The organism is Serratia sp. BNK-10 (genome assembly GCF_047456065.1).
Classification (GTDB): Bacteria; Pseudomonadota; Gammaproteobacteria; order Enterobacterales; family Enterobacteriaceae; genus Serratia; species Serratia ureilytica.
Map to the genome: position 1 here is coordinate 1,734,056 of NZ_CP179894.1, position 23,815 is coordinate 1,757,870.

Genomic DNA, 23,815 nt, shown 5'->3' on the forward strand with positions numbered 1-23,815 from the left:
TTGGAGAAAAAGCATGAAAAAGTACGTCTTAGTGGCGCTGGCCGCATTCACCCTGAGCGGCTGTCTGTCGCGCCCGCCTGAGCCGGATCAGCCGTTGCCGCCGGTCACCGCCGAACCGGAACAGCCAACGCCGCCGGTCGAGCAGCCGCAGCCGCCAACCACCGAGCCGGTGCCGCAGCCGCCGAAAATCCAGCAGCTTGACTGGCTGGGCAGCGTTCAACCGCTGGTGAATCAGATGCTGAAGGCCGATGGCGTCACGGCCGGCAGCGTGCTGCTGCTGGACAGCGTCAAGAATAACACCAACGGCTCGCTGCAGATGGGCAAAGCCACCGCGGCGCTGTATAAGGCGCTGGCGTCGAACTCCACCTTCAGCGTGGTGCCGGAAGCGAAGCTGACGAGCGCCAGACAAACGCTGGGCCTGTCGGCGGATGACAGCTTCGGTTCGCGCAGCAAGGCGATTGGCCTGGCGCGCATTGTCGGCGCGCAGTACGTGTTGTACAGCGACGTCAGCGGCGACGTGAAGTCGCCGGCGCTGGATATGCAGCTGATGCTGGTGCAAACCGGCGAGATCGTCTGGTCGGGCAATGGCGCCGTTAAACGCTGAGGCCGCGCTGCGACAATTGATGGAAACCAGACTGCCGGCGGTGAATACCGCCGGTTGTCATTTCAGCCCGGTGCAGGGGCTGACCGGCGAGAGCTGGCGCATCGACGGATCGGGCATTACGCTGCTGGCGCGGCAAAACAGCGTGGAGAAACGCGCGCTGGGCGTGAGCAGACGGCGGGAAGCGCAGGTCTTGCGTCGCTGCGCGTCGGGGCTCGGGCCACGGGTTTTCGCGCAGAATAATCAGTGGCTTGTCCTCGAATGGCTCGACGGTGACATCGTCACAGAAGCTGAGTTTGACATGCTGAATCAACGCGGCGAGCTGGCGGCGATGGCGACGACGCTGCATCGGCGGCCGCTCAGCGGTTACCGGCTGGATCTGCGGCGGCAGTTCCTCCGCTACTGGCAGCAGCTGGATACGCGGCGTTTAACCCCCGTCTGGCTGCGTTGGCAGCGTCATTTCTTACGCTGCGCGCCGCCGCGGCCATTACGCCTGGCGCCGCTGCACATGGACATCCACCCGGGCAATTTGCTCGCGACCGGCGAGGGGCTGCGGCTTATCGACTGGGAGTATGCCGCCGACGGCGATGTGGCGTTGGATATCGCCGCGCTGTTTCGCGGCAACGGCTGGGCGGCTGAGCCGCAGCAGCGCTTTTTGCAGCACTATGCGCGTCAGGGCTATCACGATGTCGCCCGGCTGCAGGCGCAGGTGCAGCGCTGGCTGCCGTGGGTGGATTATCTGATGCTGCTGTGGTTTGAAGTGCGCTGGCAGCAGAGCGGCGACGTTGAATTTTTGCGCTGGGGCGCGGCGCTGCGCCGGCAATTCTGTTTATCATCATCCGAATTCTGAACGAACAATATGAAGTGAGGTGCCCGTGGGCCCAGTAATGCTAGATGTCGCCGGCTACGAGCTGGATGCAGAAGAACGCGAGATTCTGAAACACCCGCTGGTTGGCGGATTGATCCTGTTTACCCGCAATTTCCACGATGCGGAGCAGCTGCGTGAGCTGGTGCGCCAGATCCGCGCCGCTTCGCACGATCGGCTGGTGGTGGCCGTGGATCAGGAGGGCGGGCGCGTGCAGCGCTTCCGCGAAGGCTTCACCCGCTTGCCGGCGGCGCAATCGTTCGCCGCCTTGAACGATGCGCAAGAAGGTGGCCGCCTGGCGCAGGAGGCCGGCTGGCTGATGGCGGCGGAGATGATCGCGCAGGATATCGACATCAGCTTTGCGCCGGTGCTGGACATCGGCCATGCCAGCGCAGCGATCGGCGAGCGTTCGTTCCACAGCGATCCGCAGCAGGCGTTGGCGATGGCGGAGCGCTTTATCCTCGGCATGCACAGCGCCGGCATGAAAACCACCGGTAAGCACTTCCCGGGGCACGGCGCCGTCAGCGCCGATTCGCACAAGGAAACCCCGCGCGATCCGCGGCCGCTGGCGCAGATCCGCGAGCATGACATGGCGATCTTCCGCGAGCTGATCAATCGTCAGCTGCTGGACGCCGTCATGCCGGCTCACGTCATCTATACTGAAGCGGACCCGCGTCCGGCCAGCGGCTCGCCGTACTGGCTGCAGCAGATCCTGCGTCAGGAGCTGGGCTTCGACGGCGTGATTTTCTCCGACGATCTGTCGATGGAAGGCGCCGCCATCATGGGCAGCTATGCCGAACGCGGCCAGGCGGCGCTGGATGCCGGTTGCGACATGATCCTGGTGTGCAACCACCGCGAAGGCGCGGTCAGCGTGTTGGATAACCTGTCCCCGGTCAAAGCAGAGAAGGTGAAGCGGTTATATCATCGCGGTCAGTTCACTCGTCAGGAACTGCGCGACTCCGAGCGCTGGCAGCAGGCGCACAAGGCGCTCAGCGCGCTGAGCGAACGCTGGGAGGAGCACAAGCAGCGTTCGCAAGGGTGAATCCAGGCGCCGCATCGCGGCGCAGAGCGGAAATGATGAGGGCCGCGCCCGCGGCCCTTGGCTTGTTGCGAGGATCCACATGATTATCTATTTGCACGGCTTCGATTCCACCAGCCCCGGCAATCATGAAAAGGTGTTACAGCTGCAGTTTATCGATCCGGATGTGCGCTTTATCAGCTACAGCACGCTACACCCGCGTCACGACATGCAGCATCTGTTGAAAGAGGTGGACAAGGCGGTGCAGCAGGGCGGCGATGCGCACCCGTTGATCTGCGGGGTCGGCCTCGGCGGCTTCTGGGCGGAGCGCATCGGCTTCCTGTGCGGCATTCGCCAGGCGATGTTCAATCCCAACCTGTACCCGGAAGAGCACATGCACGGCAAGATAGACCGGCCGGAAGAGTATCGCGATATCGCCACCAAGTGCGTGGAGGATTTCCGCGAGAAAAACCGCGATCGCTGTCTGGTGGTGCTGTCGCGCCACGACGAGGTGCTGGATAACCGGCGCAGCGCCGAATTGCTGCATCACTACTACGAGATCGTGTGGGATGAACAGCAGACGCACAAGTTCAAAAACATCTCGCCGCATCTGCAGCGGCTCAAGGCGTTCAAGGCGCTGGGTTAACAGTTTCATAACGCTGCCGCGAGCCGCGCTCCCCGTTTTTCACCGACGGAAAGTGCGGCTTTTTTGTGCGCCAAAGCCAGATTTTGCGTGGCAATCGGCAAAATTTAAAACTGTGACTCAGCGCTAACTATTTGAATCGCAATCCCCAAAAAATGCCCTCGTCCAGCCTTTAACCAAAAAAAATTGATGTACGTCAATTTTGGTATGACCAAATAACCTCACATGCTATTCTGGCTGCAGAGAGCCGATTTATTTTACGCGAACCCTATGTATTCTAAGGATATTATTTATTTACCCTGGGATAACAAATGGTTCACATTTAGGGGGTTATTTTGACAACGCCAAAGAAGAAAATCGTTATTGTCGGCGGCGGCGCCGGTGGTCTGGAGCTGGCGACCAGCCTGGGCCATAAACTTGGCCGTAAGAACAAAGCCGAGATCACGCTGGTGGATCGCAACCACAGCCATTTGTGGAAACCGCTGTTGCACGAAGTGGCGACCGGCTCCCTCGATGACGGCGTGGATGCGCTCAGCTACCTGGCGCACGCGCGCAATCACCATTTCAGCTTCCAGCTGGGGTCGTTGACCAACATCAACCGCGAGACGCAAACGCTGCAGCTGGCGCAGATCTGCGACGAGCAGGGCGGCGAGCTGGTGCCGGCGCGTGAACTGCCGTACGACATCCTGGTGATGGCGCTGGGCAGCACCTCAAACGATTTCGGTACGCCGGGCGTGAAAGAGCACTGCATCTTCCTGGATAACCCGCATCAGGCACGTCGTTTCCACAACGAAATGCTTAACCTGTTCCTGAAGTTCTCGGCGCAGCCGGGGCAAAAAGAGCGGGTCAACATCGCCATCGTCGGCGGCGGCGCCACCGGCGTTGAACTGTCCGCCGAACTGCACAACGCGGTGAAACAGCTGCACAGCTACGGTTTTGAAGGCCTGGACAACAGCGCGCTCAACGTGACGCTGGTCGAAGCCGGCGAGCGCATTCTGCCGGCGCTGCCGCCGCGCATTTCCGCTGCGGCGCACCAGGAGCTGATCAAGCTGGGCGTGCGCGTGCTGACCAACACCATGGTGACCAGCGCGGACGCCAAAGGCCTGAATACCAAGGGCGGCGAGTTCATCGACGCCGATCTGATGGTGTGGGCGGCAGGCATCAAAGCGCCGGACTTTATGAAGGACATCGGCGGCCTGGAAACCAACCGCATCAACCAGTTGGTGGTGGAGCCGAAGCTGCAGACCACGCGCGATCCGAACATCTTCGCCATCGGCGACTGCGCCTCTTGCCCGAAAGAGGGCGGCGGTTTCGTGCCGCCGCGCGCCCAGTCGGCGCACCAGATGGCCTCACGCTGCGCCACCAATATTCTGGCGCTGATGAATGGTCAGACGCTGAAGCCTTACGTATACAAAGACCACGGTTCGCTGGTGTCGCTGTCGCGCTTCAGCACCGTTGGCAGCCTGATGGGCAACCTGATGCGCGGCTCGATGATGGTGGAAGGGCGCATTGCGCGTTTCGTCTACATCTCGCTGTACCGCATGCACCAGGTGGCGCTGCACGGCTACATCAAAACCGGCCTGATGATGCTGGTGGGCGGCATTAACCGGGTGATCCGCCCGCGTCTGAAGATGCACTGATCCCGCCGTTGTCGATCAACCCGCGCCGGTTCGCCCGCGCGGGTTTTTTTATGGCGGGGCGAGGCTAACGGCGGCGGTTGCTTGATTCTTCAGCATAAGCTGTCGCCGACATGGGTAAAATTCTTAAGATTCCTCCTAAACAACGGCAAAACGGCCGTTTTCCCGCATTTTTGGTCCCCTTGTCTTATTGCGAGCCCTCAAATCATTGTGCAGACTTTACCTCGTTTACAGACGGCGCGTCGCGCACGCCGTAAACCGGGATACCGCAAGCCGCCCAAGCGCAAAATAATAAGCGCGGTGCCATGCCGGTAACAGACCCGGAAAAAATGCGTGGTAACACTTTCAGGAGGTTTCCTGTGAACAAGTCAATGTTAGCCGGTGTTGGGATTGGCATCGCTGCCGCTCTGGGGATTGCCGCGGTAGCCAGCCTGGACGTCTTTTCTGCCGGTCCGCAATATGCGCAGGTGCTCGCCGCAACGCCGATTAAAGAAACCATCAAAACGCCGCGTCAGGAATGCCGCAACGTCACCGTCACGCACCGTGCACCGGTGCAGGATGAAAACCGCATCGCCGGTTCTGTGCTGGGCGCAGTGGCGGGCGGCGTGATCGGCCACCAGTTCGGCGGCGGTCGCGGACGCGACGTGGCGACCGTGGTGGGCGCTCTGGGCGGCGGCTACGCCGGTAACCAGGTGCAAGGGGCGATGCAGAATAACGACGTCACCACCAGCGTTCAGCAGCGTTGCAAAACGGTCTACGACAAGTCTCAGAAAATGCTGGGCTATGACGTGACCTACAAGATCGGCAATCAGCAGGGCAAGATCCGCATGGATCACGATCCGGGCACCCAAATCCCGTTGGACAAAAACGGCCAGCTGGTGCTGAACAGAGCCTGATCGACGCATTCGAATTAAACCCGCGGGCAGTGTTAGTTCTGATCGTTTAACTCGGTTAAGCGAGCGGCGTTAACATTGACGCGGGTTTCTGCTTTTTGTCTGCCCGCGAATTCGACGATCGTTCTAATGTCTGCGTGCGATATCACTGGGCAAAACTTCAAAAAAGCCCCCGCGTTTGTTATATTATTGTGCGATTAAGCGGTGTGTTCGGCGCTAATCGCCGCACCGGCCAAACCCGAGTATTTCGTCTCGCAGAGATAACGACATGTTAGATTTTCGCTTTCCGACAGCGTTGCAAATGGTCCTTAGCGTCGCCGTAGCTGAGAAGCAGGGCATGCGTTCGACGAGCGCCACGCTCGCCGCCACTCTGGAAGCTAACCCGAGCTTTATCCGCAAACTGATGGTGCCGCTGACCAAAGACGGCATCATCGTTTCCACCCTGGGCCGAAACGGCTCTATCCACCTTGGCCGCCCGGCGGAAGAGATTACCCTGCGGGATATCTACCTGGCGGTGATCGACGACAAGCGCATCTGGGCCTCACGCCCTGAAGTGCCGGCCCGTTGCCTGGTGAGCGCCAACGCCTGTTGGTATTTCAAATCGGTGGTGAACGAGGCCGAGCAGGCTTCGCTCGCGGTGCTGGCGCGCCACACCGTGGCTGACTCGCTGGCCGAACTGGAGCGGGGCGACAAGCGCGCCTGTGCGGAATACGCCGCTGCGCAAGAGGCTGAAACCGCCGATAAATAATCGCGGTTCGCATGCATAAAAAAAGGTCGGGCAATGCCCGACCTTTTTGCATGTTAAGACGAGGATTACGCCGTCTGCGTCTGCGTCTGCGTTTTGCGTGCCACCAGGCGACGCAGGGTGACGTAGAACACCGGCGTCAGGAACAGCCCGAACAGCGTGACCCCCAGCATGCCGGAGAACACCGTGATGCCGGTGACGCCGCGCACTTCGGCGCCGGCGCCGTGGCCGAGGATCAGCGGGATGGTGCCGGCGATGAAGGCGATGGAGGTCATCACGATCGGTCGCAACCGCAGGCGACAGGCTTCCAGCGCCGCCTCGACGATGCCTTTGCCCTGCATTTCCAGCTCGCGGGCGAACTCGACGATCAGAATCGCGTTCTTGCAGGCCAGCCCCATCAGAACGACCAACCCCACCTGCACGAACACGTTGTTGTCGCCGCCGGTTAACCACACGCCGAACAGCGCCGACAGCATGGTCATCGGCACGATCAGGATCACCGCCAGCGGCAGCGTCCAGCTTTCATACAGCGCCGCCAGCGCGAGGAACGCCAGCAGCACCGCGACCGGGAACACCACCAGCGCGGCGTTGCCCTGGGTCGATTGCTGGTAGCTCAGATCGGTCCACTGGATGTTCATGCCGTTCGGCAACAGCTTGCCGGCCATTTGCGTCAGCGCGCTCATCGCCTGGGTAGAGGAGAGGACGCGCGGATCGGCGTCGCCGATCAGGTCCGCCGCCGGGAAACCGTTGTAGCGGATCACCGGATCCGGGCCGTAGGTCGTGCCGATGCTGACCATACTGCCGATCGGCACCATTTCGCCTTTGTCGTTGCGGGTACGCAGGTTGGCGATGTCTTCCACGCTGTCGCGGAACTGGCCGTCGGCCTGCGCCATCACCTTCCAGGTGCGGCCGTAACGGTTAAAGTCGTTGATGTAAGACGAACCGAGGTAGGTCTGCAGCGTGCTGAACAGCGCATTGAGCGGCACCCCTTGGGCCTTGGCCTTGTCGCGATCGATTTTGGCGTCCAGCTGCGGCACGTTGGCCTGATAAGAGGAGATCGGGAAGCCCATGCCCGGCGTTTGCATAATGGCGCCGGACATCGTGTTGATCGCGGTCTGCAGCGCGCCGTAACCCAGCCCGCCGCGATCCTGCACGTACAGCGAATAGCCGGAACCCTGGCCGATGCCGAGGATCGGCGGCGGCATGATCGAGAAGGCGAAACCTTCCTGGATCTGCGAAATGCGCGCGTTAATCTCGGCGTTGATCTGCGCTGCGGTGCGGGTACGGGTGCTCAATGACTCCAGCGCGAAGAACACCGTGCCGGTATTCGGCGTATTGGTGAACTGCAGCGCGTTCAGGCCGGGGAAGGCCACCGCATCGGTGACGCCGTCCACGCTCAGGCCGATGGCGCTCATCTTGCGGATCACCGCATCGGTGCGCTCCAGCGAGGCGCCTTCCGGCATCTTCACGCCGCCAATCAGATACAGCTTGTCCTGCGTCGGGATAAAGCCGCCGGGCACGGTCTTGAACATCACCCCGGCGGCGACCAGCAGCAGCAGGTAGACGACGAACACTGCGCCGCGTCGGCCCAGCACGCGGGATACCCCGTGCTGATAACGCTGCGAGCCGCTGGCGAAGAAGCGGTTGAACGGCCGGAACAACCAGCCGAACAGCCGGTCGATCAGGCGCGACGGCAGATCTTTCGGCGCGCCGTGCGGCTTCAGCAAGCGCGCCGCCAACGCCGGCGACAGGGTCAGCGAGTTGATGGCGGAGATCACCGTCGAGATGGCGATGGTGACGGCGAACTGTTTGTAGAACTGGCCGGTAACGCCGGAGAGGAACGCCATCGGCACAAACACCGCGCACAGCACCACGGCGATGGCGATGATCGGGCCGGAGACCTCGCGCATCGCCTGGTGCGCCGCCGCCAGCGGCGACAGCCCCTCTTCGATGTTGCGCTCGACGTTCTCCACCACCACGATGGCGTCATCCACCACGATGCCGATCGCCAGCACCAGCCCGAACAGGCTAAGGGTGTTGAGCGAGAAGCCGAGCAGATACAGCGCGGCGAAGGTGCCGACTACGGAGATCGGCACCGCCAACAGGGGAATGATCGAGGCGCGCCAGGTCTGCAGGAACAGAATGACCACCAGCACCACCAGGATCACCGCTTCCAGCAGGGTGTCGACCACCGCGCGGATCGAATCGCGCACGAACACCGTCGGATCGTACGGCGATTTCCAGCTCATGCCGTCCGGGAAGCGGGTCGCCAGCTCGGCCATCTTGCCGCGCACCGCGTCCGACAGCTCGATGGCGTTGGCGCCCGGCGACTGGAAGATGCCGATGCCGACCGCATCCTTGTTGTTGAGCTGGGCGCGCAGCGCGTAGCTGCCGGAACCCATTTCGATGCGCGCCACGTCGCGCAGCCGCACGATCTCGCCGTTATCGCCGCTCTTGAGAATGATGTTGCCGAACTCTTCTTCGGTTTGCAGGCGGCCCTGGGCGTTGATCGACAGCAGATAGTCGCTGCGCGTCGGCATCGGCTCCGCGCCGAGCTGGCCGGCGGAGACCTGCACGTTCTGCTCCTGCATGGCGCTCACCACGTCGGAGGCGGTCAGCCCGCGCGCGGCGACCTTGTTCGGATCGAGCCAGATGCGCATTGCGTATTCGCCGGCGCCGAAGATCTGCACCTGGCCGACGCCCGGCAGGCGAGCCAGTTCATCCTTGACCTTCAGGGTGGCGTAGTTGCGCAGGTACAGCGAGTCGTACTTGCCGGAAGGCGATACCAGATGCACCACCAGCGTCAGCGCCGGAGACTGTTTCTGGGTAGTGATGCCCTGGCGGCGCACATCTTCCGGCAGGCGCGCTTCGGCCTGCGCCACGCGGTTTTGCACCTGTACCTGCGCCTGATCGGGATCGGTGCCCGGGCGGAAGGTGACGGTGGTCACCAACACGCCGTCGGAGCCGGCGACCGACTTCATGTACATCATGTTTTCGACGCCGTTGATCGCTTCTTCCAGCGGCGTCGCCACCGTTTCAGCGATCTCTTTCGGGTTGGCGCCCGGGTATTCGGCGCGCACCTGCACACTGGGCGGCACCACGTCCGGGTACTCGCTGATCGGCAGCAGCGGAATGGCGATCACCCCGGCGACAAAAATCAGTATCGACAGCACCGCGGCGAAGATCGGCCGGTCGATGAAAAAACGGGAAAAGTCCATGGGTCAGAATTCTCTGCTGGGAGCTTAGTTAAGGGCGGAGGCGGTGGTGGTCATGGCGACGCTTTTCGCGTCGACCGGCATGCCCGGCATAAACACTTTCTGCATGCCGTCGACGATCACCCGATCGCCGTTCACCAGGCCTTTTTGCACAATGCGCAATCCTTCGGCCATCCGGCCCACGTCGATGTCGCGGCGCTGCGCCTTGCCGTCTTTATCGACGATGTAAACGAACTTGCGGTTCTGATCGGTCATCACCGCTTTGTCGTCGATCAGCATGGCGTTGAACTCGGCGCTGCCGGGCATCTGCACGCGGGCGAACAGCCCCGGCGTGAAGCGGCGATCGCGGTTGTCGAGCAGGGCGCGCATGCGGATGGTGCCGGTCCCGGCGTTCAACTGGTTGTCGGTGAAGTCCACCAGCCCCTGATGCGGAGTGCCGTCCTCGCCCACCAGGCCCACCTTCACCGGCAGGCGCGCGTCGTGTCGGCCCTGCTGCTGATAGCGCAGGAAGGTCGCCTCATCCACGTCGAAATAGACGTAAACCTTATCGAGCGATACCAGCGTCGTCAGCACGCTGGCGCTGTCGCCGGCGGTGACCAGGTTGCCGGCGGTGATCATCGCGCGGCTGGCGCGCCCGTCGATCGGAGCGGTGACGCGGGTAAAGTCGAGATTAAGCTGCGCCATATCGAGCTGGGCCTGCGCCGCCAGCACGTTGCTTTGCGCCTGCGCGGCGGACGAACGGCGCTGTTCCCACACCTCTTGCGAGATGGCCTGAGTGCCGATCAGTTTCTCGGTTCGCGAAGATTCGCTGCGCGCGAGGGCTGCCTGATTGCGCGCCCGCACCAGCTCCGCCTGCGCCTGTTCGCGCGCGGCGCGGTAGGTGCGATCGTCAATGGTGAACAGCACCTGACCTTTCTTCACCTCGTCGCCTTCGGTGTAGTTGACCCGCTCGATGTAGCCGGAAACCCGCGGGCGCAGCTGTACGCTTTGCACCGCTTCGACCCGGCCATTGAACGCATCCCACTGGCTGATCGGTTTGACCACCACGCTGGCGGCGCTGACCACCGGCGGCGGTGGCGGGGCGTTGTGCGCGACGCTGTTGTCACACCCGGCGAGCAGGGCGGCCAGCAGCGCCACCCCGGAGAGCCGCTGGCCCAGAGCAAAGGCGCGCGTGCGGCGGCCGGCGTTGAACGATGAGTTTGGTTGATTTGGCATTATTTTTATTCCGATAAGTAAGCGCTGTCTGGCCCCATACCCAGCCCTGTTTTCCGGGCTTTTCCCTTCATGCCGGCGTTCGGCGAAAGGGGCGCCGCGCCTTGTCATGGCGCAACGTTAGGTTTTGAAACATATTGGTGTCACATTAATGTATCAATATCGGTTACATTAATTGGGTGGAGTATAGAGGCGGCTTTCTGGTAAATGCAATAATAAAAATTGCATTTAAAGCGAAACTGTTGCAACGTATGCGCACTGGGCAGAGGGGGACCCTGCCGACATGATGGGAGCATCAGCATGAACACGACGGGTTTCATTACCGATTTGAAGACGTGGATCGACAACAATCTGGAAGAAAAACTGGATATCAACACCGTAGCGGACCGCGCGGGCTACTCCAAATGGCATCTGCAGCGCATGTTCAAGCGCCAGACCGGCTATGCGTTGGGGGAGTATATCCGCATGCAAAAACTGAAGGTGTCGGCGGAGCGCCTGGCCAACAGCGGCGAACCGATCGTCAGCGTGGCGATCTCGCTTGGCTTCGACTCACAGCAGTCGTTCAATCGCAGCTTCAAACGCCAGTTCGGCCAAACGCCGGGGGATTGGCGCCGCGCACTGGCGCAGCCGACGGCGGTGAGATGCACGCACCACTGAGCGGTTTGGCAGTGGGAATAAAAAAGCCTGAATTTGCGTTCGGGCTTTTTTGTATGGCGGTAAGGGAGGGATTGATTCGCTGCGTTCACCCTGCGGCCGCCTTGGCGGTCCAAAACGCGAGCGTTTTGTCGAACCCTGTTGAGGATTCTCACCCTCCCGGCCGGTGCGCGATGCAAACAAAAAAGCCTGAACTTTCGCTCAGGCTTTCTCGTTAGAATATGGCGGTGAGGGAGGGATTGATTCGCTACGCTCACCCTGCGGGCCGCCGTTGGCGGTCCAAAACGCGAGCGTTTTGTCGAACCCTGTTGAGGATTCTCACCCTCCCGGTCGGTACGCGATGCAAACAAAAAAGCCTGAACGCGAGTTCAGGCTTCTTCGTAGAATATGGCGGTGAGGGAGGGATTCGAACCCTCGATACACTTTCGCGTATACACACTTTCCAGGCGTGCTCCTTCAGCCACTCGGACACCTCACCATATTTTTTTGTTGCGAAATCATCGCTGCAACGGGGCGCTACTATAGGGAGTGGGGCCGATCCGGTCAAGAATAATTTCTGTGTTTTTGCTTGTCCGCTCAAGCCGTGTTCACTTTGTTGAAAACTGCGGCGAACTACACGTCAGAAGTCATGAAAGGGCGAGAAAATCAGAAGTAAGGCTCGTAGATACGGGAAGAGAGCTTCTGCTGTAGAAGCATGGTTAGATTCATTGCACTCACCTTGCGGGCCGCCGGTGGCGTTCCAATGCTTTGAATTCTAGAAGTAAAACAAAGAGCGATTGTCTATGCGATGATGAGGGAATAAAATTTTGATGTGGCCGCTCTTGATATCGTGTTTTATCAACTTAACGAAGTTTATTGGCCGGGAAATTATACTTACTTGATGGCGTTTTTCAGTGATAGATACTGTACAAATGGATTTCGAAAAAAATTAATCCATTGCAGATTATATAAAACGATCTGAAAGTGCGTATTTTTAACTAATTCTATCATGGTTATAGCACCTCTAATATAAATTGTTGTATCTTTACATGCTTATGAACTAAGACAGGGTAAGTGGTAATTAACGTGATTTGAAAAAAAATTTTGAGCTTGTAATTTATTTCAATCTTAACTTTATCATGGCTAACAGTTCCATTGGTAATTATTTTAAAGGTGTTTATCTAGAAGGTTAAAATGAAAAGTCATGAATATATAGTCATTTGCGGGGTTAATCGCAGTTGGGTAGGAAAAACCATTGGCGTTGTTGCTTCTCTTTTCTCTGCGTTAATTATTTATGCTTTATTCAAGCTGGTTGAATTTTTGAAGCTATTTAATATTGAATCTACAATTCCTCCATCTGTTTTCTCTCTAATTAGTGCAGGGGGGTTATATGTTGCCATTTATGCTTGGTTTAATTCTAGTTTGTGGAAGGGACGATGGATTGCGAAGAAGCTAAATGTGCCTGACTTGTCAGGTACATGGGAGGTGAGTGGTGAAGGTCGTAACTTAAAGGATGAAGTTGTTGATTGGTTTGGGGAAATGAAAATTCACCAGTCTTGGGATAAAGTACATATTCGGTTAGATACACGACAATCTGGTTCTGACAGTATCGCAGCATCAATAATCTATGATGAGGGAGTAGGATATAGGCTTATATATAACTACAGAAATGATCCTCGTATTATCGAGAAGGAAATACACTCTCACATGGGATTTGCAGAGTTTACTTTTAATGACGACCTAACCAATGCAAATGGAGAATACTTTAATGGTCGTGGGCGTAATACGTTTGGAACAATGAATATAAGGAGAAAATGAAATGCCATCAGATTATAACAGAAAAATTGAGCGTCTAAAATCTCGACGCAAAGGGAGTAGTAGTATCTCCACGATGGACTCAACGCTGGAAATTAATCAGCGACTTTACCTCAAATCTTTTCAAACAGAGGCTTGGGAAAGTAGAGCTTCTAACAAGTCAGCTACACGTTATTCAATCGGTGCGATGCAAGAGGTTGATCAGGATTATACGCGAATCAGTATTGAAACAAGTGAGCGGATTGAAAATCAGTTAAATAAAAGGCTAGAAGAGAAAAATTTTAGCACGGTTTTTCGTCTACAGGGTTCAGTTCCATTGAACATTCATATCAAGGGGGTTAGCGATGTTGATTTGTTAGCAATTGAGCAGCAAATATTGCGTTACGCTCCGACAGGTCTAAAAGCAGAAAGTTATGAGCCGGCAACGCGTGATTCGCGGGATGTAGTTAGAGAACTTAGAAAAGAAGTAGAAATTGCATTGTCGGATGCTTTCCCTGCTGCGCATGTGGAATGTGACAACGCCAAATCCGTGAAAATCACAGGTGGGTCTTTAAGTCGTGATGTGGATGTGGTTCCATCAGTGTGGTGGGATACGGAGAATTATCAAGAAAGTGGTCAGGAACATGATCGGGGGGTAGCTATCCTCAACACCAAGACTAACGAACATATTTACAATACACCTTTTTTACACATTAAATTGATAACAGAACGTTGTGATGAATCTTTGGGAGGGCTGCGGAAATCGATACGACTTCTTAAAAATATCCGAGCAGATGCTGAAGAGGATGATAAATTAATAGATCTCAGTAGTTTTGATATAGCATCGATGATGTATCATTGCGATGTTAGTAATCTTAAACAAGGTTTTTATTATGAATTAGCAATTCTGAGTGAGACTCAGCGATGGTTAGATTTTCTTTGGCGTAATTTTAATTATGCTAAAACGCTGTACGTTCCTGATGAAACCCGGTTAATCTTCGATAAGGATAGTAAAAGGGATGAATTGTTGAAACTATCTATCTTAGTTGATGAGTTAACTAAGGAGGTGGCAAAAGAAATGAATTCGTCAATGAGTGATTCAGCTGCTATGGAGCAGATTAGGGATTATTTAAATCGTTCTATAGTTATCTGAAAATGTATGAATGACAGTAGTATGAAATCATTATCCTGTCGAGGCTTCTCACCCCTCTCGGCGGTGCACCATGCAAAAAAAAAGCCTGGACGCGAATCCAGGCTTTCTCTTTGAATTTGGCGGTGAGAGAGGGCTTGATTCGCTGCGCTCACCCTACGGGCTGCCGTTGGCGGTCCAAAACGCAGGCGTTTTGTCGAACCCTGTCGAGGCTTCTCACCCCTCTCGGCGGTGCACCATGCAAAAAAAAAGCCTGGACGCGAATCCAGGCTTTCTCTTTGAATTTGGCGGTGAGAGAGGGCTTGATTCGCTGCGCTCACCCTACGGGCCGCCGTTGGCGGTCCAAAACGCGGGCGTTTTGTCGAACCCTGTCGAGGCTTCTCACCCCTCTCGGCGGTGCACCATGCAAAAAAAAGCCTGGACGCGAATCCAGGCTTTCTCTTTGAATTTGGCGGTGAGAGAGGGGTTCGAACCCTCGATACACTTTCGCGTATACACACTTTCCAGGCGTGCTCCTTCAGCCACTCAGACACCTCACCGTTTTGTTGCCGATAACGCCTTGCGCTGTCGACGGGCGCTAATGTAGGAGAATCTGATCTCAGCGTCAACCCTCTTATTTCATTCTCATGACTGTTTAGCCAAACTTGCAGCAATTTGCTGATTTACCGAACGATATCCTGACTCTCGGCCGCCGGCGGACAGGGCGGCAGCGAGCAAAATGCGTGAAAGCCGATTGTTTGACTTTTTTCTGTACAGATAGCTCAATATCTCGCCATTGAGGTTGGGTTGTTTGCTGTTATATGCATTAATACTGGATTATTAGTCAGATGTGTCGCTAAATGGAATCATGTCGGCGCGGCGTTTTTGGCAAGGAACATCACGTCGCCGCGCAGATTGCCGGGTGACAGGCCGGCGATACCGCAGACAGGGACAGACTCATTACATAATAATGCAGTAGAGGTTCGTTTTGACTCCTTCAGATGCCATGCCGGCGCCGCAAGCGCGCCATGCCATTCCCCCCGGCGCGGGGGCGCTGTTCTTCATCCAGATCTTCGCCACGCTGGGTTTCGCCGTGCTCTATTCCACGCTGGTGCTGTACGCCACCAAGCGATTGGGTTTCAACGAAAGCAGCGCCAATGCCATGATGGGCGTGTTCGGCGCCTTCAACTATGGCCTGCACATGTTCGGCGGCTATCTCGGCGGCCGTTTCCTCAGCAACCGCAACCTGTTCGTGCTCGGTATGGTGCTGCAGGTGTTCGGCTGCGCGCTGATTGCCGTCGCGGGCGTGTGGGGGTTGTACTGGGGGCTGGCGATGTTCCTGACCGGCAGCGGTCTCAACGTGACCTGCATCAATATGATGCTCACCCAGCGTTTCAAACCGGACGATGATCGGCGCGAATCGGCGTTCCTGTGGAATTACGCCGGCATGAACCTCGGGTTCTTCGTTGGCTTTACTGTGGCCGGGTATTTCCAACTGACGGAAAATTATCGCGCGCTGTTCCTGTTCGCCACGCTGGGCAACGCGGCGGCGATCATCGTCGCCGTCTGTCGCTGGCGCATTCTGGCCGATCTCAATACGCCGCTCCACGACGCCAGCCGCAGCCAATACCGCTGGCGCATGCTGGTCGGGTTGGCGGTGCTGGTGGCGCTGGTGCCGATTATCCGCGTGATGCTGACCCATGCCGAGTTCAGTGGCCATTTCGTGATCGTGCTCGGCGCGCTGATCTTCCTGATGCTGTGCGTCGTGACGCTGCGCCACCATCCGCGCGATGAGCGCCGCAGAATGGCGGCCTATCTGATCCTGGCGCTGGGGTCGCTGGTGTTCTGGGCGCTGTATCAGCTGGCGCCGATGGGGCTGATGCTATTCTCCGAGCACAACATCAATCTGAACGTTTACGGCATTCAGGTGGCGCCGCAGTGGATCCAGAACATCAACACGCTGGTGATCGTGGTGGGCGGCCCGCTGCTGGCCTGGTGGTTCAACCGCCTGCGCGCTCGCGGCTGCAACATCGACATTCCGCTGCAGTTCTCCGGATCGCTGTTTTGCATCGGGCTCGGCATGCTGGTATTGCCGCTGGGCATCAGCATGGCGGGCGGCGACGGGCTGGTGGCGTTTAAATGGATCGTCATCAGCTATGTGCTGCAAAGCGTCGGTGAATTGATGATCTCGCCGATCGGTTACGCGATGATCGGCAAGCTGGCGCCGCCGCGCTATCAGGGCGTGATGATGGGCTGCTGGATGATGGTGACCGGCGTCGCTTCGGTGTTGGCGGGCTACGTATCCGGCCTGATGCCGGAAAATAGCGGCAGCACGCCGCTGCAAACCAATCCCGGCTACAGCGAAATCTTCAGCATGCTGGGTTGGGGGGCGACGGGCGTCGGCGTGGCGATGCTGATTTTAATTCCGCTGTTGCGGCGTCTTATCCGGCGCGACGGCGCGTCTGCCGCCTGATTTTGCGCACATGCACAACAGCCCCACTGGTCGGGGCTGTTTTTATTTTGGGCTTTAACGCTTGCATCCGGCGATGAATCGCGGAAGGCTGAAGGAAAACCAATAAAAACAAACGGGAGCCCGCAGTATGAACATCATCTATTACCATCCCTTATTTAACGCCCAGGAATGGCTGACCGGCATCAAGCAACGTCTGCCGCAGGCCGAGATCCGCGAATGGCAGCGCGGCGACGAGCGGCCGGCGGATTACGCGCTGGTATGGCGCCCGCCGCACGAGATGTTAGCCAACCGCCGCGATCTGAAAGCGGTGTTCGCCCTCGGCGCCGGCGTCGACGCCATTCTCGATCAGGAGCGCAAACACCCCGGCACGCTGCCCGCCGGCGTGCCGCTGCTGCGGCTGGAGGATACCGGCATGGCGCAGCAGATGCAGGAATATGCGTTGAGCTATGTGCTGCGCTATTTCCGCCGTTTCGACGAGTATCAGGCGTTGCAGCAGCGGCAGGAATGGCAGCCGCTCGATCCGCACTCGCTGGATGATTTCACCATCGGCATCCTCGGCGCCGGCGTGCTGGGGCAGAGCGTGGCGCGCAAGCTGACTGAGTTTGGCTTTAGCGTGCGCTGCTGGAGCCGCAGCGCCAAACAGATTGACGGCGTGCAAAGCTTCGCCGGGGAGGCTCAGCGCGCGGCCTTCCTCGACGGCGTCAAACTGCTGATCAACCTGCTGCCCAATACGCCGGAGACCGTTGGCATCCTCAACCGCGAGCTGTTCGCACAGTTGAGCGCGGGCGCCTACCTCATCAACATCGCGCGCGGCGCGCACCTGGTGGAAGCCGATCTGCTGGCGGCGTTGGAACAGGGGCAACTGGCCGCCGCCACGCTGGACGTGTTCGCCCGCGAGCCGCTGCCGCAGGATCACCCGTTCTGGCGTCATCCGCGTGTCACCATTACCCCGCATATTGCTGCCATCACGTTGCCGCAGCAGGCGATGGATCAGATCGCCGCCAACATTCGCGCGCTGGAGGCGGGGCATACCCCTGCCGGCGTGGTCGACAGGCAACGGGGGTACTGATCCTTCAGCCGCCGTTCGGTAACTGATAAGCTGACACCGTCATCGCGCCCGCCCGCACCGCTGCGGGCAGGCCCTCTGGAAGGAGAAACAATGTATCCCGTTGATTTGCATATGCACACCGTCGCCAGCACGCACGCTTACAGCACGCTGCACGATTACATCGCCGAAGCCCGGCAGAAGGGCATCCAGCTGTTCGCCATCACCGATCACGGCCCGGACATGGCCGATGCGCCGCACTACTGGCACTTTATGAACATGCACGTTTGGCCGCGCCGGGTGAACGGTGTGGGCATTTTGCGCGGTATCGAAGCCAACATCAAAAACCTGCAGGGCGATATCGACTGCACCGGCCCGATGCTGACGGCCACCGACGTGATCATCGCCGGTTTCCATGAGCCGGTGTTTGCGCCGCAGGATAAAGCGTCCAATACTGAAGCGATGATCGCCGCGATGGCGCAGGGGGACGTGCATATCATCAGCCACCCCGGCAACCCGCGTTATCCGATCGACATTCCCGCCGTCGCGGCGGCGGCGGCCAAATACGAGGTGGCGCTGGAGCTGAATAACTCGTCGTTCACCCACTCCCGCAAGGGCAGCGAGGCCAACTGTCGGGCGATCGCCGCCGCGGTGCGCGACGCCGGCGGCTGGCTGGCGCTGGGCTCGGATTCGCACGTCGCCTTTTCGCTGGGTAACTTTGAGCACTGCGAGCGCATTATCGAAGAGGTGGGCTTCCCGCAGGAGCGCATTCTCAACGTCAGCCCGCGCCGGCTGCTGGATTTTCTCGAGCGGCGCGGCAAGCCGGCGATTGCGGAATTGGCCGATTTGTGACATCGTCCCGGCAAAATTTTCCGTATTGAATAAGGCTTTATCATGAATGAGTTTTCGATTGTCTGCCGCGTGCTGGGTACGCTGTTCTACCGCCAGCCGCAGGATCCGCTGTTGGTGCCGCTGTTCGCGCTGATTAAAGAGGGCAAGCTGCAGCAGCACTGGCCGCTGGAGCAGGATGACCTGCTCAAGCGCCTGCAGCAGGGCGGCGACGTCAACCAACTGGCGACCGACTTCAATGCGATGTTCGTCGGCAGCGAATGCAGCGTGCCGCCGTTCCGCTCCGACTATGTCGAAGGCGCAAGCGAGGCTGAAGTGCGCGCCTTCCTGCAGCAGCGCGGCATGCCGCTGGCTGAGGCGCCGGCCGACCATTTCGGCCAGCTGCTGCTGGCGGCGTCCTGGCTGGAAGATCAGTCGCAGGAAGATGAAGCGCAGGCGCAGATCGCGCTGTTCGACGAGTTCCTGCTGCCGTGGTGCGGCCGCTTCCTCGGCAAAGTGGAAGCGCACGCCACCACCGGTTTCTACCGCACGCTGGCGCTGATGACCCGCGACGCCCTCCAGGCGATGCGCGACGAGCTGGCCGAGTACGAGCAGGACGACGAAGCGGGCGACGAAGACGCGTAACGCCGCAGCCATCCTGGCGGGCCGCCCGGCCCGCTAAACACAGGTTTGCATCCCCCAGACGTAAATTGACAAAAGATCCCCTAATCTGGCGGTTTACCGTCGGTTCGGCCGCGCCTGCGCGCCGCGTTTTCTCACGCAAGGGGTAGATGATGAAAAGTAACTGGATGCAGCAGATTCAAACGTTGATCGGGCAGAAGGGCGGCGCGATGGGCGGGGCAGAAGGCATCGGCAAGCTGCTGGCGCCCACGGCGCTGGGCGGCCTGGTCGGCGTGCTGTTGGCCAACAAATCTTCGCGCAAGCTGGTGGGTAAGTTCGGCAAGAATGCGCTGATTATCGGCGGCAGCGCGGCGGTGGGCGCGGTGCTGTGGAATAAGTACAAGCAGCGGGTGAAAGAGACCCATCAGGACGAACCGCAGTTCGGTTTGCAAACCACGCCGGTGGATCTGCGCGCCAAGCGTTTGGTGCAGGCGCTGGTGTTCGCCGCCAAAAGCGACGGCCATATCGATGCCGACGAGCAGCGCGCCATCGATCACAGCCTGGCGCAACTGCAGGTGGGGGAAGAGGCGCAGGGCTGGGTGCAGGAAGCGCTCGACCAGCCGCTCAACCCGGCGTTAATCGCCCGCAGCGTGCAAAACGAAGACGAGGCGCTGGAGGTTTATTACCTGAGTTGTCTGGTGATCGACGTCGATCACTTTATGGAGCGTGGCTATCTTGATGCGCTGGCGCAGGCGCTGAAGATCCCGGCGGACGTCAAGCAGGGCATCGAGAGCGACGTCAACGAGAAAAAGCGCGAGCTGGCATAGCGCCGCTTGGCAAGCCGGGGGGAATCGTGTCACTCTTGCCGCAATCTATGTAAGCGGATGATTTAGCAATGATGACCCCACCGAAAGCGGAAAAACGGCCTTATCCCATCACTATCCACGGCGATACGCGCGTGGATGACTACTACTGGCTGCGCGACGATGAGCGCGCAGACCGTCAGGTGCTGGACTACCTGCAGGCGGAGAACGCCTACACCGATGCGATGTTGAAGCCGCAGCAGGCGCTGCGCGAAGCCCTGTACGAAGAGATGGTGGCGCGCATCCCGCAGCAGGAACATTCGGTGCCTTACGTGCGCCACGGCTATCGCTATCAGACGCGCTACGAGCCGGGCAACGAATACGCGATTTATGTGCGCCAGCCGCGGGCCGAGAGCGAGCAGTGGGATGTGCTTATCGACGGCAACCAACGCGCCGAGAACCACGAGTTTTACACCCTGGGCGGGCTGGACGTCAGCCCCGACAATCAGCGTCTGGGGGTGGCGGAGGATTTCCTGTCGCGCCGCCAGTATGACATTCGTTTCAAGAACCTGGCCGATGGCAGCTGGGCCGACGAAGTGCTGGAAAATACCTCCGGCAGCTTCGAGTGGGCCAACGATTCCTCGACGGTGTACTACGTGCGCAAGCACGCCAAGACGCTGTTGCCGTATCAGGTTTATCGCCACGTAGTCGGCAGCGATCCGCAGCAGGACGAGCTGATTTACGAAGAGCAGGACGATACCTTCTACGTCGGGCTGGAGAAGACCACCTCCGAGCGCTTTATTCTGATCCACCTGAGCAGCACCACCACCTCGGAGATCCTGTTGCTGGATGCCGATCGTGCGGACGCCAAGCCGCAGCTGTTCGTGCCGCGCCGCAAGGATCACGAGTACGCCATCGATCACTATCACCAGCATTTCTATATCCGCTCCAACAAGGACGGCAAGAACTTCGGCCTGTACCAGAGCGAGCAGGCGGACGAAGCGCAGTGGCAGACGCTGATCGCCCCGCGCGCCGACGTGATGCTGGAGGGCTTCAGCCTGTTCCGTGATTGGTTGGTGGTGGAAGAGCGCAATGCCGGCCTGACGCTGCTGCGCCAGATCCACTGGCAAAGCGGCGAAGAGAAGCGCATCGCCTTCGACGATCCGACCTACACCACCTGGCTGGCGTATAACCCGGATCCGGAGACCGCGCTGCTGCGCTACGGCTATTCGTCGATGACCACCCCGACCACGCTGTACGAGCTGAACATGGACAGCGGCGAGCGGACGATGCTCAAACAGCAGGAAGTGAAGAATTTCACGCCGGACAACTACCGCAGCGAGCGGGTGTGGGTGAAGGCGCGCGACGGCGTCGAGGTGCCGGTTTCGCTGGTGTATCGCCAGGACAGCTTCCAGCGCGGCGCCAACCCGCTGATGGTGTATGGCTACGGCTCTTACGGCAGCAGCATGGATCCAGCGTTCAGCGCCAGCCGCCTGAGCCTGCTGGATCGCGGTGTCGTGTTCGCGCTGGCGCACATTCGCGGCGGCGGCGAGCTGGGGCAACTGTGGTATGAAGACGGCAAGTTGTTCAACAAGCAGAACACCTTCAACGACTTTATCGACGTGACCGAAACGCTGGTCGCCCAAGGGTACGGCGACGGCAAGCGAGTGTTCGCGATGGGCGGCAGCGCGGGCGGCCTGCTGATGGGCGCGGTGATCAACCAGGCGCCGCAGCTGTTCCACGGCGTGGTGGCGCAGGTGCCGTTCGTCGACGTGGTGACCACCATGCTGGATGAGTCCATTCCGCTGACCACCGGCGAATACGACGAGTGGGGCAACCCGAACGAGCAGGCCTATTACGACTACATCAAGCAGTACAGCCCGTACGATCAGGTGAAAGCGCAGGAGTACCCGCATCTGCTGGTGACCACCGGCCTGCACGATTCGCAGGTGCAGTATTGGGAGCCGGCCAAGTGGGTGGCCAAGCTGCGCGAGCTGAAAACCGACGATCGGCAGCTGCTGCTGTATACCGACATGGATGCCGGCCACGGCGGCAAATCCGGCCGCTTCAAGGCCTATGAGGATATTGCGTTGGAGTACGCCTTCATTCTGGCGCTGGCGGAATAACGGCGTGCGGCGGGCGGCCTGCGCCGCCCGCTGTGTTAGCCAATCAGATAGTATTTCAGCGTGTGTTTCATGTCCGGGCTCAGATCGTCGATGGATTTCAGCATCCAGCGCAGATAGCCAGGATCTTCCTGGGCGATGCGATCGATCTCCTGCCCGCGATATTTGCCGAACTTGAACTTCTTCAGCAGCACCGGCTGTTCGGTGATCTGCACCATTTGCTCCGGCGTCCAGCCCGAATCTTTGATGATGCGTTGCAGCAGCGCGGCGGTCACGTAGCAGTCATACAGCGCGCGGTGCGGGTACAGCGTGGCGTCTGCCGGCAGCTGCACGTCCAGATTCAGCGCGTAGCGCAGATACTGGTTGCCGTACTTGATGTCCGGATACAGCGTACGCGCCAGCTTGAGGGTGCAGATCCAGGCGCCGTTCATCTCCGGCAACACCCCGCGATCAAAGGCGGCGTTGTGCGCCACATAGTAGGGGCTGCCCTGATAGCGGCCGATCGCCACCGCAATGCGCGGTTTGCCTTCCACCATCTGTTCGGTGATGTGATGAATCGCCATCGCGTCGAGGCTGATGGGGCGGTCCGGGCTGATCAGGTCGCTCATCGGGTTGGTCAATTGGCCGTCGAGCAGATCGAGGGAGGCCACTTCCACCACGCCGCCGTCCAGCCCGCAGGTCTCGGTATCTATTACGCGTAACGTCATGCTTTCCTCCGCGTTGCCGTCAAGCTTCAGCTTAACCGGCACAGGCGGCCGTGCCAACCGTCGCGGGTCTTGTCGGCGATGACAAGACCAGGGGCGTCATCCGGTGCGGCAACCAAAAGCGCTCCCGTTTCATCCCAGATGGCGCTGCGGCCTGCCGGGATCCAGCCTCCGGTCGGCGCCGCATGGTTGGCCATCAGCGTGACCATGCCATAACGACGGGCATAGCCTGCCAGCGCGGCGCTGTCTTTCGCGTAACCGGCTTCAGATACCAGCACGCCGGCGGCATAAATCTGCGCACCCGCCAGCGCGGCGGCGCTTGCGTGGCCGGGTTGCGAGGTGTCGGCGCAGATAGCCAGCGCGATGCGTTGCCGATGTATTTCCAGCAGCGTGCCGCCATTACCGGGCAAGAACCGTTGTTGTTCCGCGCCGTGCAGATGTTGCTTGGTATAGGCGGCCACCGCGCCGTTGGGGTGAAAGATCAAGGCGGCGATATGCAGCGCCTGGCCGCTGCGCAAGGGCGTGCCGACGATGATCGTCATCTGATGCGATTGCGCCGCCGCAGTGAGCGGTTGCAGACGCGAATCGTCCAGCGTCAGCGCCAGCTCGGCGGCATCGGCCAGCTCATAGCCGCTTAGCGACAGTTCGGGAAAAACCAGCAGTTGCACCTGCTGTTCGGCTGCCTGCGCGACAAATTCAAGGTGACGTTCAAGGTTGCAGGCGATATTGGCCGCAGCGGCGGGGTATTGGGCTGCGGCGAGGGTAAAGCACGGCATTGGCCATCTCTCCAGTGAGGCAATAAAAAACCCGCCTTGGCGGGTTTAATGACGGAT

20 protein-coding genes, 2 tRNA genes and 1 other RNA gene are annotated in these 23,815 nt (G+C 59.1%); 16 read left to right on the top strand and 7 right to left on the bottom strand.

Annotated features, from left to right (window positions below; all coding sequences use genetic code 11):
- The first annotated feature begins 13 nt into the window (after positions 1 to 13).
- The 7 genes from lpoB to ACMGG9_RS08460 all read left to right on the top strand — a co-directional run bounded on the left by lpoB (position 14) and on the right by ACMGG9_RS08460 (position 6,405).
- The gene (gene lpoB / locus ACMGG9_RS08430) at positions 14 to 604 is read left to right on the top strand and encodes a penicillin-binding protein activator LpoB (RefSeq protein WP_044031470.1); all 591 of its coding nucleotides are present in this window, start codon (positions 14 to 16) and stop codon (positions 602 to 604) included.
- Positions 585 to 1,451: a thiamine kinase gene (gene thiK, locus ACMGG9_RS08435; RefSeq protein ID WP_414162070.1), complete on the top strand. Its 867-nt coding sequence runs from the start codon at positions 585 to 587 to the stop codon at positions 1,449 to 1,451. The genes lpoB and thiK overlap by 20 nt, the downstream gene beginning before the upstream one ends.
- A 37-nt stretch (positions 1,452 to 1,488) precedes the next feature.
- On the top strand, positions 1,489 to 2,508 hold the full coding sequence (gene nagZ, locus ACMGG9_RS08440; protein WP_033650752.1) for a beta-N-acetylhexosaminidase: 1,020 nt from the start codon (positions 1,489 to 1,491) through the stop codon (positions 2,506 to 2,508).
- A 79-nt stretch (positions 2,509 to 2,587) separates the two neighbouring features.
- Positions 2,588 to 3,130 carry an alpha/beta hydrolase YcfP gene (gene ycfP / locus ACMGG9_RS08445; protein ID WP_015377468.1) on the top strand — a complete coding sequence of 181 codons (543 nt, stop codon included), beginning with the start codon at positions 2,588 to 2,590 and terminating at the stop codon, positions 3,128 to 3,130.
- A 332-nt stretch (positions 3,131 to 3,462) separates the two neighbouring features.
- Positions 3,463 to 4,767: an NAD(P)/FAD-dependent oxidoreductase gene (locus ACMGG9_RS08450; protein WP_414162071.1), complete on the top strand. Its 1,305-nt coding sequence runs from the start codon at positions 3,463 to 3,465 to the stop codon at positions 4,765 to 4,767.
- 356 nt (positions 4,768 to 5,123) lie between these two features.
- Positions 5,124 to 5,660 (top strand): glycine zipper 2TM domain-containing protein, encoded by a 537-nt coding sequence (locus ACMGG9_RS08455; protein WP_004928798.1) that lies wholly within the window; start codon positions 5,124 to 5,126, stop codon positions 5,658 to 5,660.
- 265 nt (positions 5,661 to 5,925) lie between these two features.
- A complete protein-coding gene (locus ACMGG9_RS08460; protein WP_033642703.1) occupies positions 5,926 to 6,405 on the top strand; it encodes an RrF2 family transcriptional regulator in 480 nt (159 codons plus the stop codon).
- A 65-nt stretch (positions 6,406 to 6,470) separates the two neighbouring features.
- Here the strand turns inward: ACMGG9_RS08460 and sdeB are convergent, their stop codons facing one another.
- Both sdeB and sdeA read right to left on the bottom strand, forming a co-directional pair.
- Positions 6,471 to 9,620: an efflux RND transporter permease subunit gene (sdeB, locus tag ACMGG9_RS08465; protein WP_206356739.1), complete on the bottom strand. Its 3,150-nt coding sequence runs from the start codon at positions 9,618 to 9,620 to the stop codon at positions 6,471 to 6,473.
- A 24-nt stretch (positions 9,621 to 9,644) separates the two neighbouring features.
- Positions 9,645 to 10,832, bottom strand: a complete 1,188-nt coding sequence (sdeA, locus tag ACMGG9_RS08470; RefSeq protein WP_047026285.1) for a multidrug efflux RND transporter periplasmic adaptor subunit SdeA — start codon at positions 10,830 to 10,832, stop codon at positions 9,645 to 9,647.
- Positions 10,833 to 11,129: 297 nt separating this feature from the next.
- Here sdeA and ACMGG9_RS08475 point away from each other — a divergent pair, with 297 nt between their 5' ends.
- Positions 11,130 to 11,486: a helix-turn-helix domain-containing protein gene (locus tag ACMGG9_RS08475; RefSeq protein WP_033642706.1), complete on the top strand. Its 357-nt coding sequence runs from the start codon at positions 11,130 to 11,132 to the stop codon at positions 11,484 to 11,486.
- Between the two features lie 219 nt (positions 11,487 to 11,705).
- Here the strand turns inward: ACMGG9_RS08475 and ACMGG9_RS08480 are convergent.
- A non-coding RNA gene (locus ACMGG9_RS08480) (RtT sRNA) lies at positions 11,706 to 11,825 on the bottom strand.
- Positions 11,826 to 11,871: 46 nt separating this feature from the next.
- Positions 11,872 to 11,961: transfer RNA gene (locus ACMGG9_RS08485), tRNA-Ser, on the bottom strand.
- A 695-nt stretch (positions 11,962 to 12,656) separates the two neighbouring features.
- Between ACMGG9_RS08485 and ACMGG9_RS08490 the strand changes: the two genes are divergently transcribed.
- Both ACMGG9_RS08490 and ACMGG9_RS08495 read left to right on the top strand, forming a co-directional pair.
- Positions 12,657 to 13,280 carry a hypothetical protein gene (locus ACMGG9_RS08490; protein ID WP_414162072.1) on the top strand — a complete coding sequence of 208 codons (624 nt, stop codon included), beginning with the start codon at positions 12,657 to 12,659 and terminating at the stop codon, positions 13,278 to 13,280.
- A gap of 1 nt (position 13,281) precedes the next feature.
- Positions 13,282 to 14,409, top strand: coding sequence for a hypothetical protein (locus tag ACMGG9_RS08495; RefSeq protein ID WP_414162073.1), 1,128 nt, complete (start codon positions 13,282 to 13,284; stop codon positions 14,407 to 14,409).
- 446 nt (positions 14,410 to 14,855) lie between these two features.
- Here ACMGG9_RS08495 and ACMGG9_RS08500 read toward each other — a convergent pair.
- Positions 14,856 to 14,945 (bottom strand) — tRNA-Ser (locus tag ACMGG9_RS08500).
- 446 nt (positions 14,946 to 15,391) lie between these two features.
- Between ACMGG9_RS08500 and ACMGG9_RS08505 the strand changes: the two genes are divergently transcribed.
- From ACMGG9_RS08505 to ACMGG9_RS08530, 6 genes are all read left to right on the top strand, one after another.
- Positions 15,392 to 16,858 carry a peptide MFS transporter gene (locus ACMGG9_RS08505; protein ID WP_414162266.1) on the top strand — a complete coding sequence of 489 codons (1,467 nt, stop codon included), beginning with the start codon at positions 15,392 to 15,394 and terminating at the stop codon, positions 16,856 to 16,858.
- Positions 16,859 to 16,985: 127 nt separating this feature from the next.
- Positions 16,986 to 17,927, top strand: coding sequence for a glyoxylate/hydroxypyruvate reductase GhrA (ghrA, locus tag ACMGG9_RS08510; protein WP_046686868.1), 942 nt, complete (start codon positions 16,986 to 16,988; stop codon positions 17,925 to 17,927).
- Between the two features lie 90 nt (positions 17,928 to 18,017).
- On the top strand, positions 18,018 to 18,755 hold the full coding sequence (locus ACMGG9_RS08515; RefSeq protein ID WP_033642709.1) for a phosphatase: 738 nt from the start codon (positions 18,018 to 18,020) through the stop codon (positions 18,753 to 18,755).
- Positions 18,756 to 18,797: 42 nt separating this feature from the next.
- Positions 18,798 to 19,376, top strand: coding sequence for a molecular chaperone (locus ACMGG9_RS08520; protein WP_033642710.1), 579 nt, complete (start codon positions 18,798 to 18,800; stop codon positions 19,374 to 19,376).
- 149 nt (positions 19,377 to 19,525) lie between these two features.
- Positions 19,526 to 20,179 (top strand): tellurite resistance TerB family protein, encoded by a 654-nt coding sequence (locus tag ACMGG9_RS08525; RefSeq protein WP_108682279.1) that lies wholly within the window; start codon positions 19,526 to 19,528, stop codon positions 20,177 to 20,179.
- Between the two features lie 68 nt (positions 20,180 to 20,247).
- Positions 20,248 to 22,281: a S9 family peptidase gene (locus ACMGG9_RS08530; protein WP_414162074.1), complete on the top strand. Its 2,034-nt coding sequence runs from the start codon at positions 20,248 to 20,250 to the stop codon at positions 22,279 to 22,281.
- 35 nt (positions 22,282 to 22,316) lie between these two features.
- On the opposite strand, the gene exoX is transcribed toward ACMGG9_RS08530, so the two are convergent.
- Entirely contained in the window at positions 22,317 to 22,985 is a 669-nt protein-coding gene (gene exoX / locus ACMGG9_RS08535) for an exodeoxyribonuclease X (protein WP_033644251.1), read from the bottom strand.
- A 26-nt stretch (positions 22,986 to 23,011) separates the two neighbouring features.
- Positions 23,012 to 23,758 (bottom strand): carbon-nitrogen hydrolase family protein, encoded by a 747-nt coding sequence (locus ACMGG9_RS08540; RefSeq protein ID WP_414162075.1) that lies wholly within the window; start codon positions 23,756 to 23,758, stop codon positions 23,012 to 23,014.
- Between the last annotated feature and the right edge of the window lie 57 nt (positions 23,759 to 23,815).

What these genes read in the sequence shown, in the direction of transcription:
- lpoB (WP_044031470.1), top strand. Translation starts at nt 14, where the DNA reads ATGAAAAAGTACGTCTTAGTGGCGCTGGCCGCATTCACCCTGAGCGGC.
- thiK (WP_414162070.1), top strand. Translation starts at nt 585, where the DNA reads ATGGCGCCGTTAAACGCTGAGGCCGCGCTGCGACAATTGATGGAAACC.
- nagZ (WP_033650752.1), top strand. Translation starts at nt 1,489, where the DNA reads ATGCTAGATGTCGCCGGCTACGAGCTGGATGCAGAAGAACGCGAGATT.
- ycfP (WP_015377468.1), top strand. Translation starts at nt 2,588, where the DNA reads ATGATTATCTATTTGCACGGCTTCGATTCCACCAGCCCCGGCAATCAT.
- ACMGG9_RS08460 (WP_033642703.1), top strand. Translation starts at nt 5,926, where the DNA reads ATGTTAGATTTTCGCTTTCCGACAGCGTTGCAAATGGTCCTTAGCGTC.
- sdeB (WP_206356739.1), bottom strand. Translation starts at nt 9,620, where the DNA reads ATGGACTTTTCCCGTTTTTTCATCGACCGGCCGATCTTCGCCGCGGTG.
- sdeA (WP_047026285.1), bottom strand. Translation starts at nt 10,832, where the DNA reads ATGCCAAATCAACCAAACTCATCGTTCAACGCCGGCCGCCGCACGCGC.
- ACMGG9_RS08475 (WP_033642706.1), top strand. Translation starts at nt 11,130, where the DNA reads ATGAACACGACGGGTTTCATTACCGATTTGAAGACGTGGATCGACAAC.
- ACMGG9_RS08490 (WP_414162072.1), top strand. Translation starts at nt 12,657, where the DNA reads ATGAAAAGTCATGAATATATAGTCATTTGCGGGGTTAATCGCAGTTGG.
- ACMGG9_RS08495 (WP_414162073.1), top strand. Translation starts at nt 13,282, where the DNA reads ATGCCATCAGATTATAACAGAAAAATTGAGCGTCTAAAATCTCGACGC.
- ACMGG9_RS08505 (WP_414162266.1), top strand. Translation starts at nt 15,392, where the DNA reads ATGCCGGCGCCGCAAGCGCGCCATGCCATTCCCCCCGGCGCGGGGGCG.
- ghrA (WP_046686868.1), top strand. Translation starts at nt 16,986, where the DNA reads ATGAACATCATCTATTACCATCCCTTATTTAACGCCCAGGAATGGCTG.
- ACMGG9_RS08515 (WP_033642709.1), top strand. Translation starts at nt 18,018, where the DNA reads ATGTATCCCGTTGATTTGCATATGCACACCGTCGCCAGCACGCACGCT.
- ACMGG9_RS08520 (WP_033642710.1), top strand. Translation starts at nt 18,798, where the DNA reads ATGAATGAGTTTTCGATTGTCTGCCGCGTGCTGGGTACGCTGTTCTAC.
- ACMGG9_RS08525 (WP_108682279.1), top strand. Translation starts at nt 19,526, where the DNA reads ATGAAAAGTAACTGGATGCAGCAGATTCAAACGTTGATCGGGCAGAAG.
- ACMGG9_RS08530 (WP_414162074.1), top strand. Translation starts at nt 20,248, where the DNA reads ATGATGACCCCACCGAAAGCGGAAAAACGGCCTTATCCCATCACTATC.
- exoX (WP_033644251.1), bottom strand. Translation starts at nt 22,985, where the DNA reads ATGACGTTACGCGTAATAGATACCGAGACCTGCGGGCTGGACGGCGGC.
- ACMGG9_RS08540 (WP_414162075.1), bottom strand. Translation starts at nt 23,758, where the DNA reads ATGCCGTGCTTTACCCTCGCCGCAGCCCAATACCCCGCCGCTGCGGCC.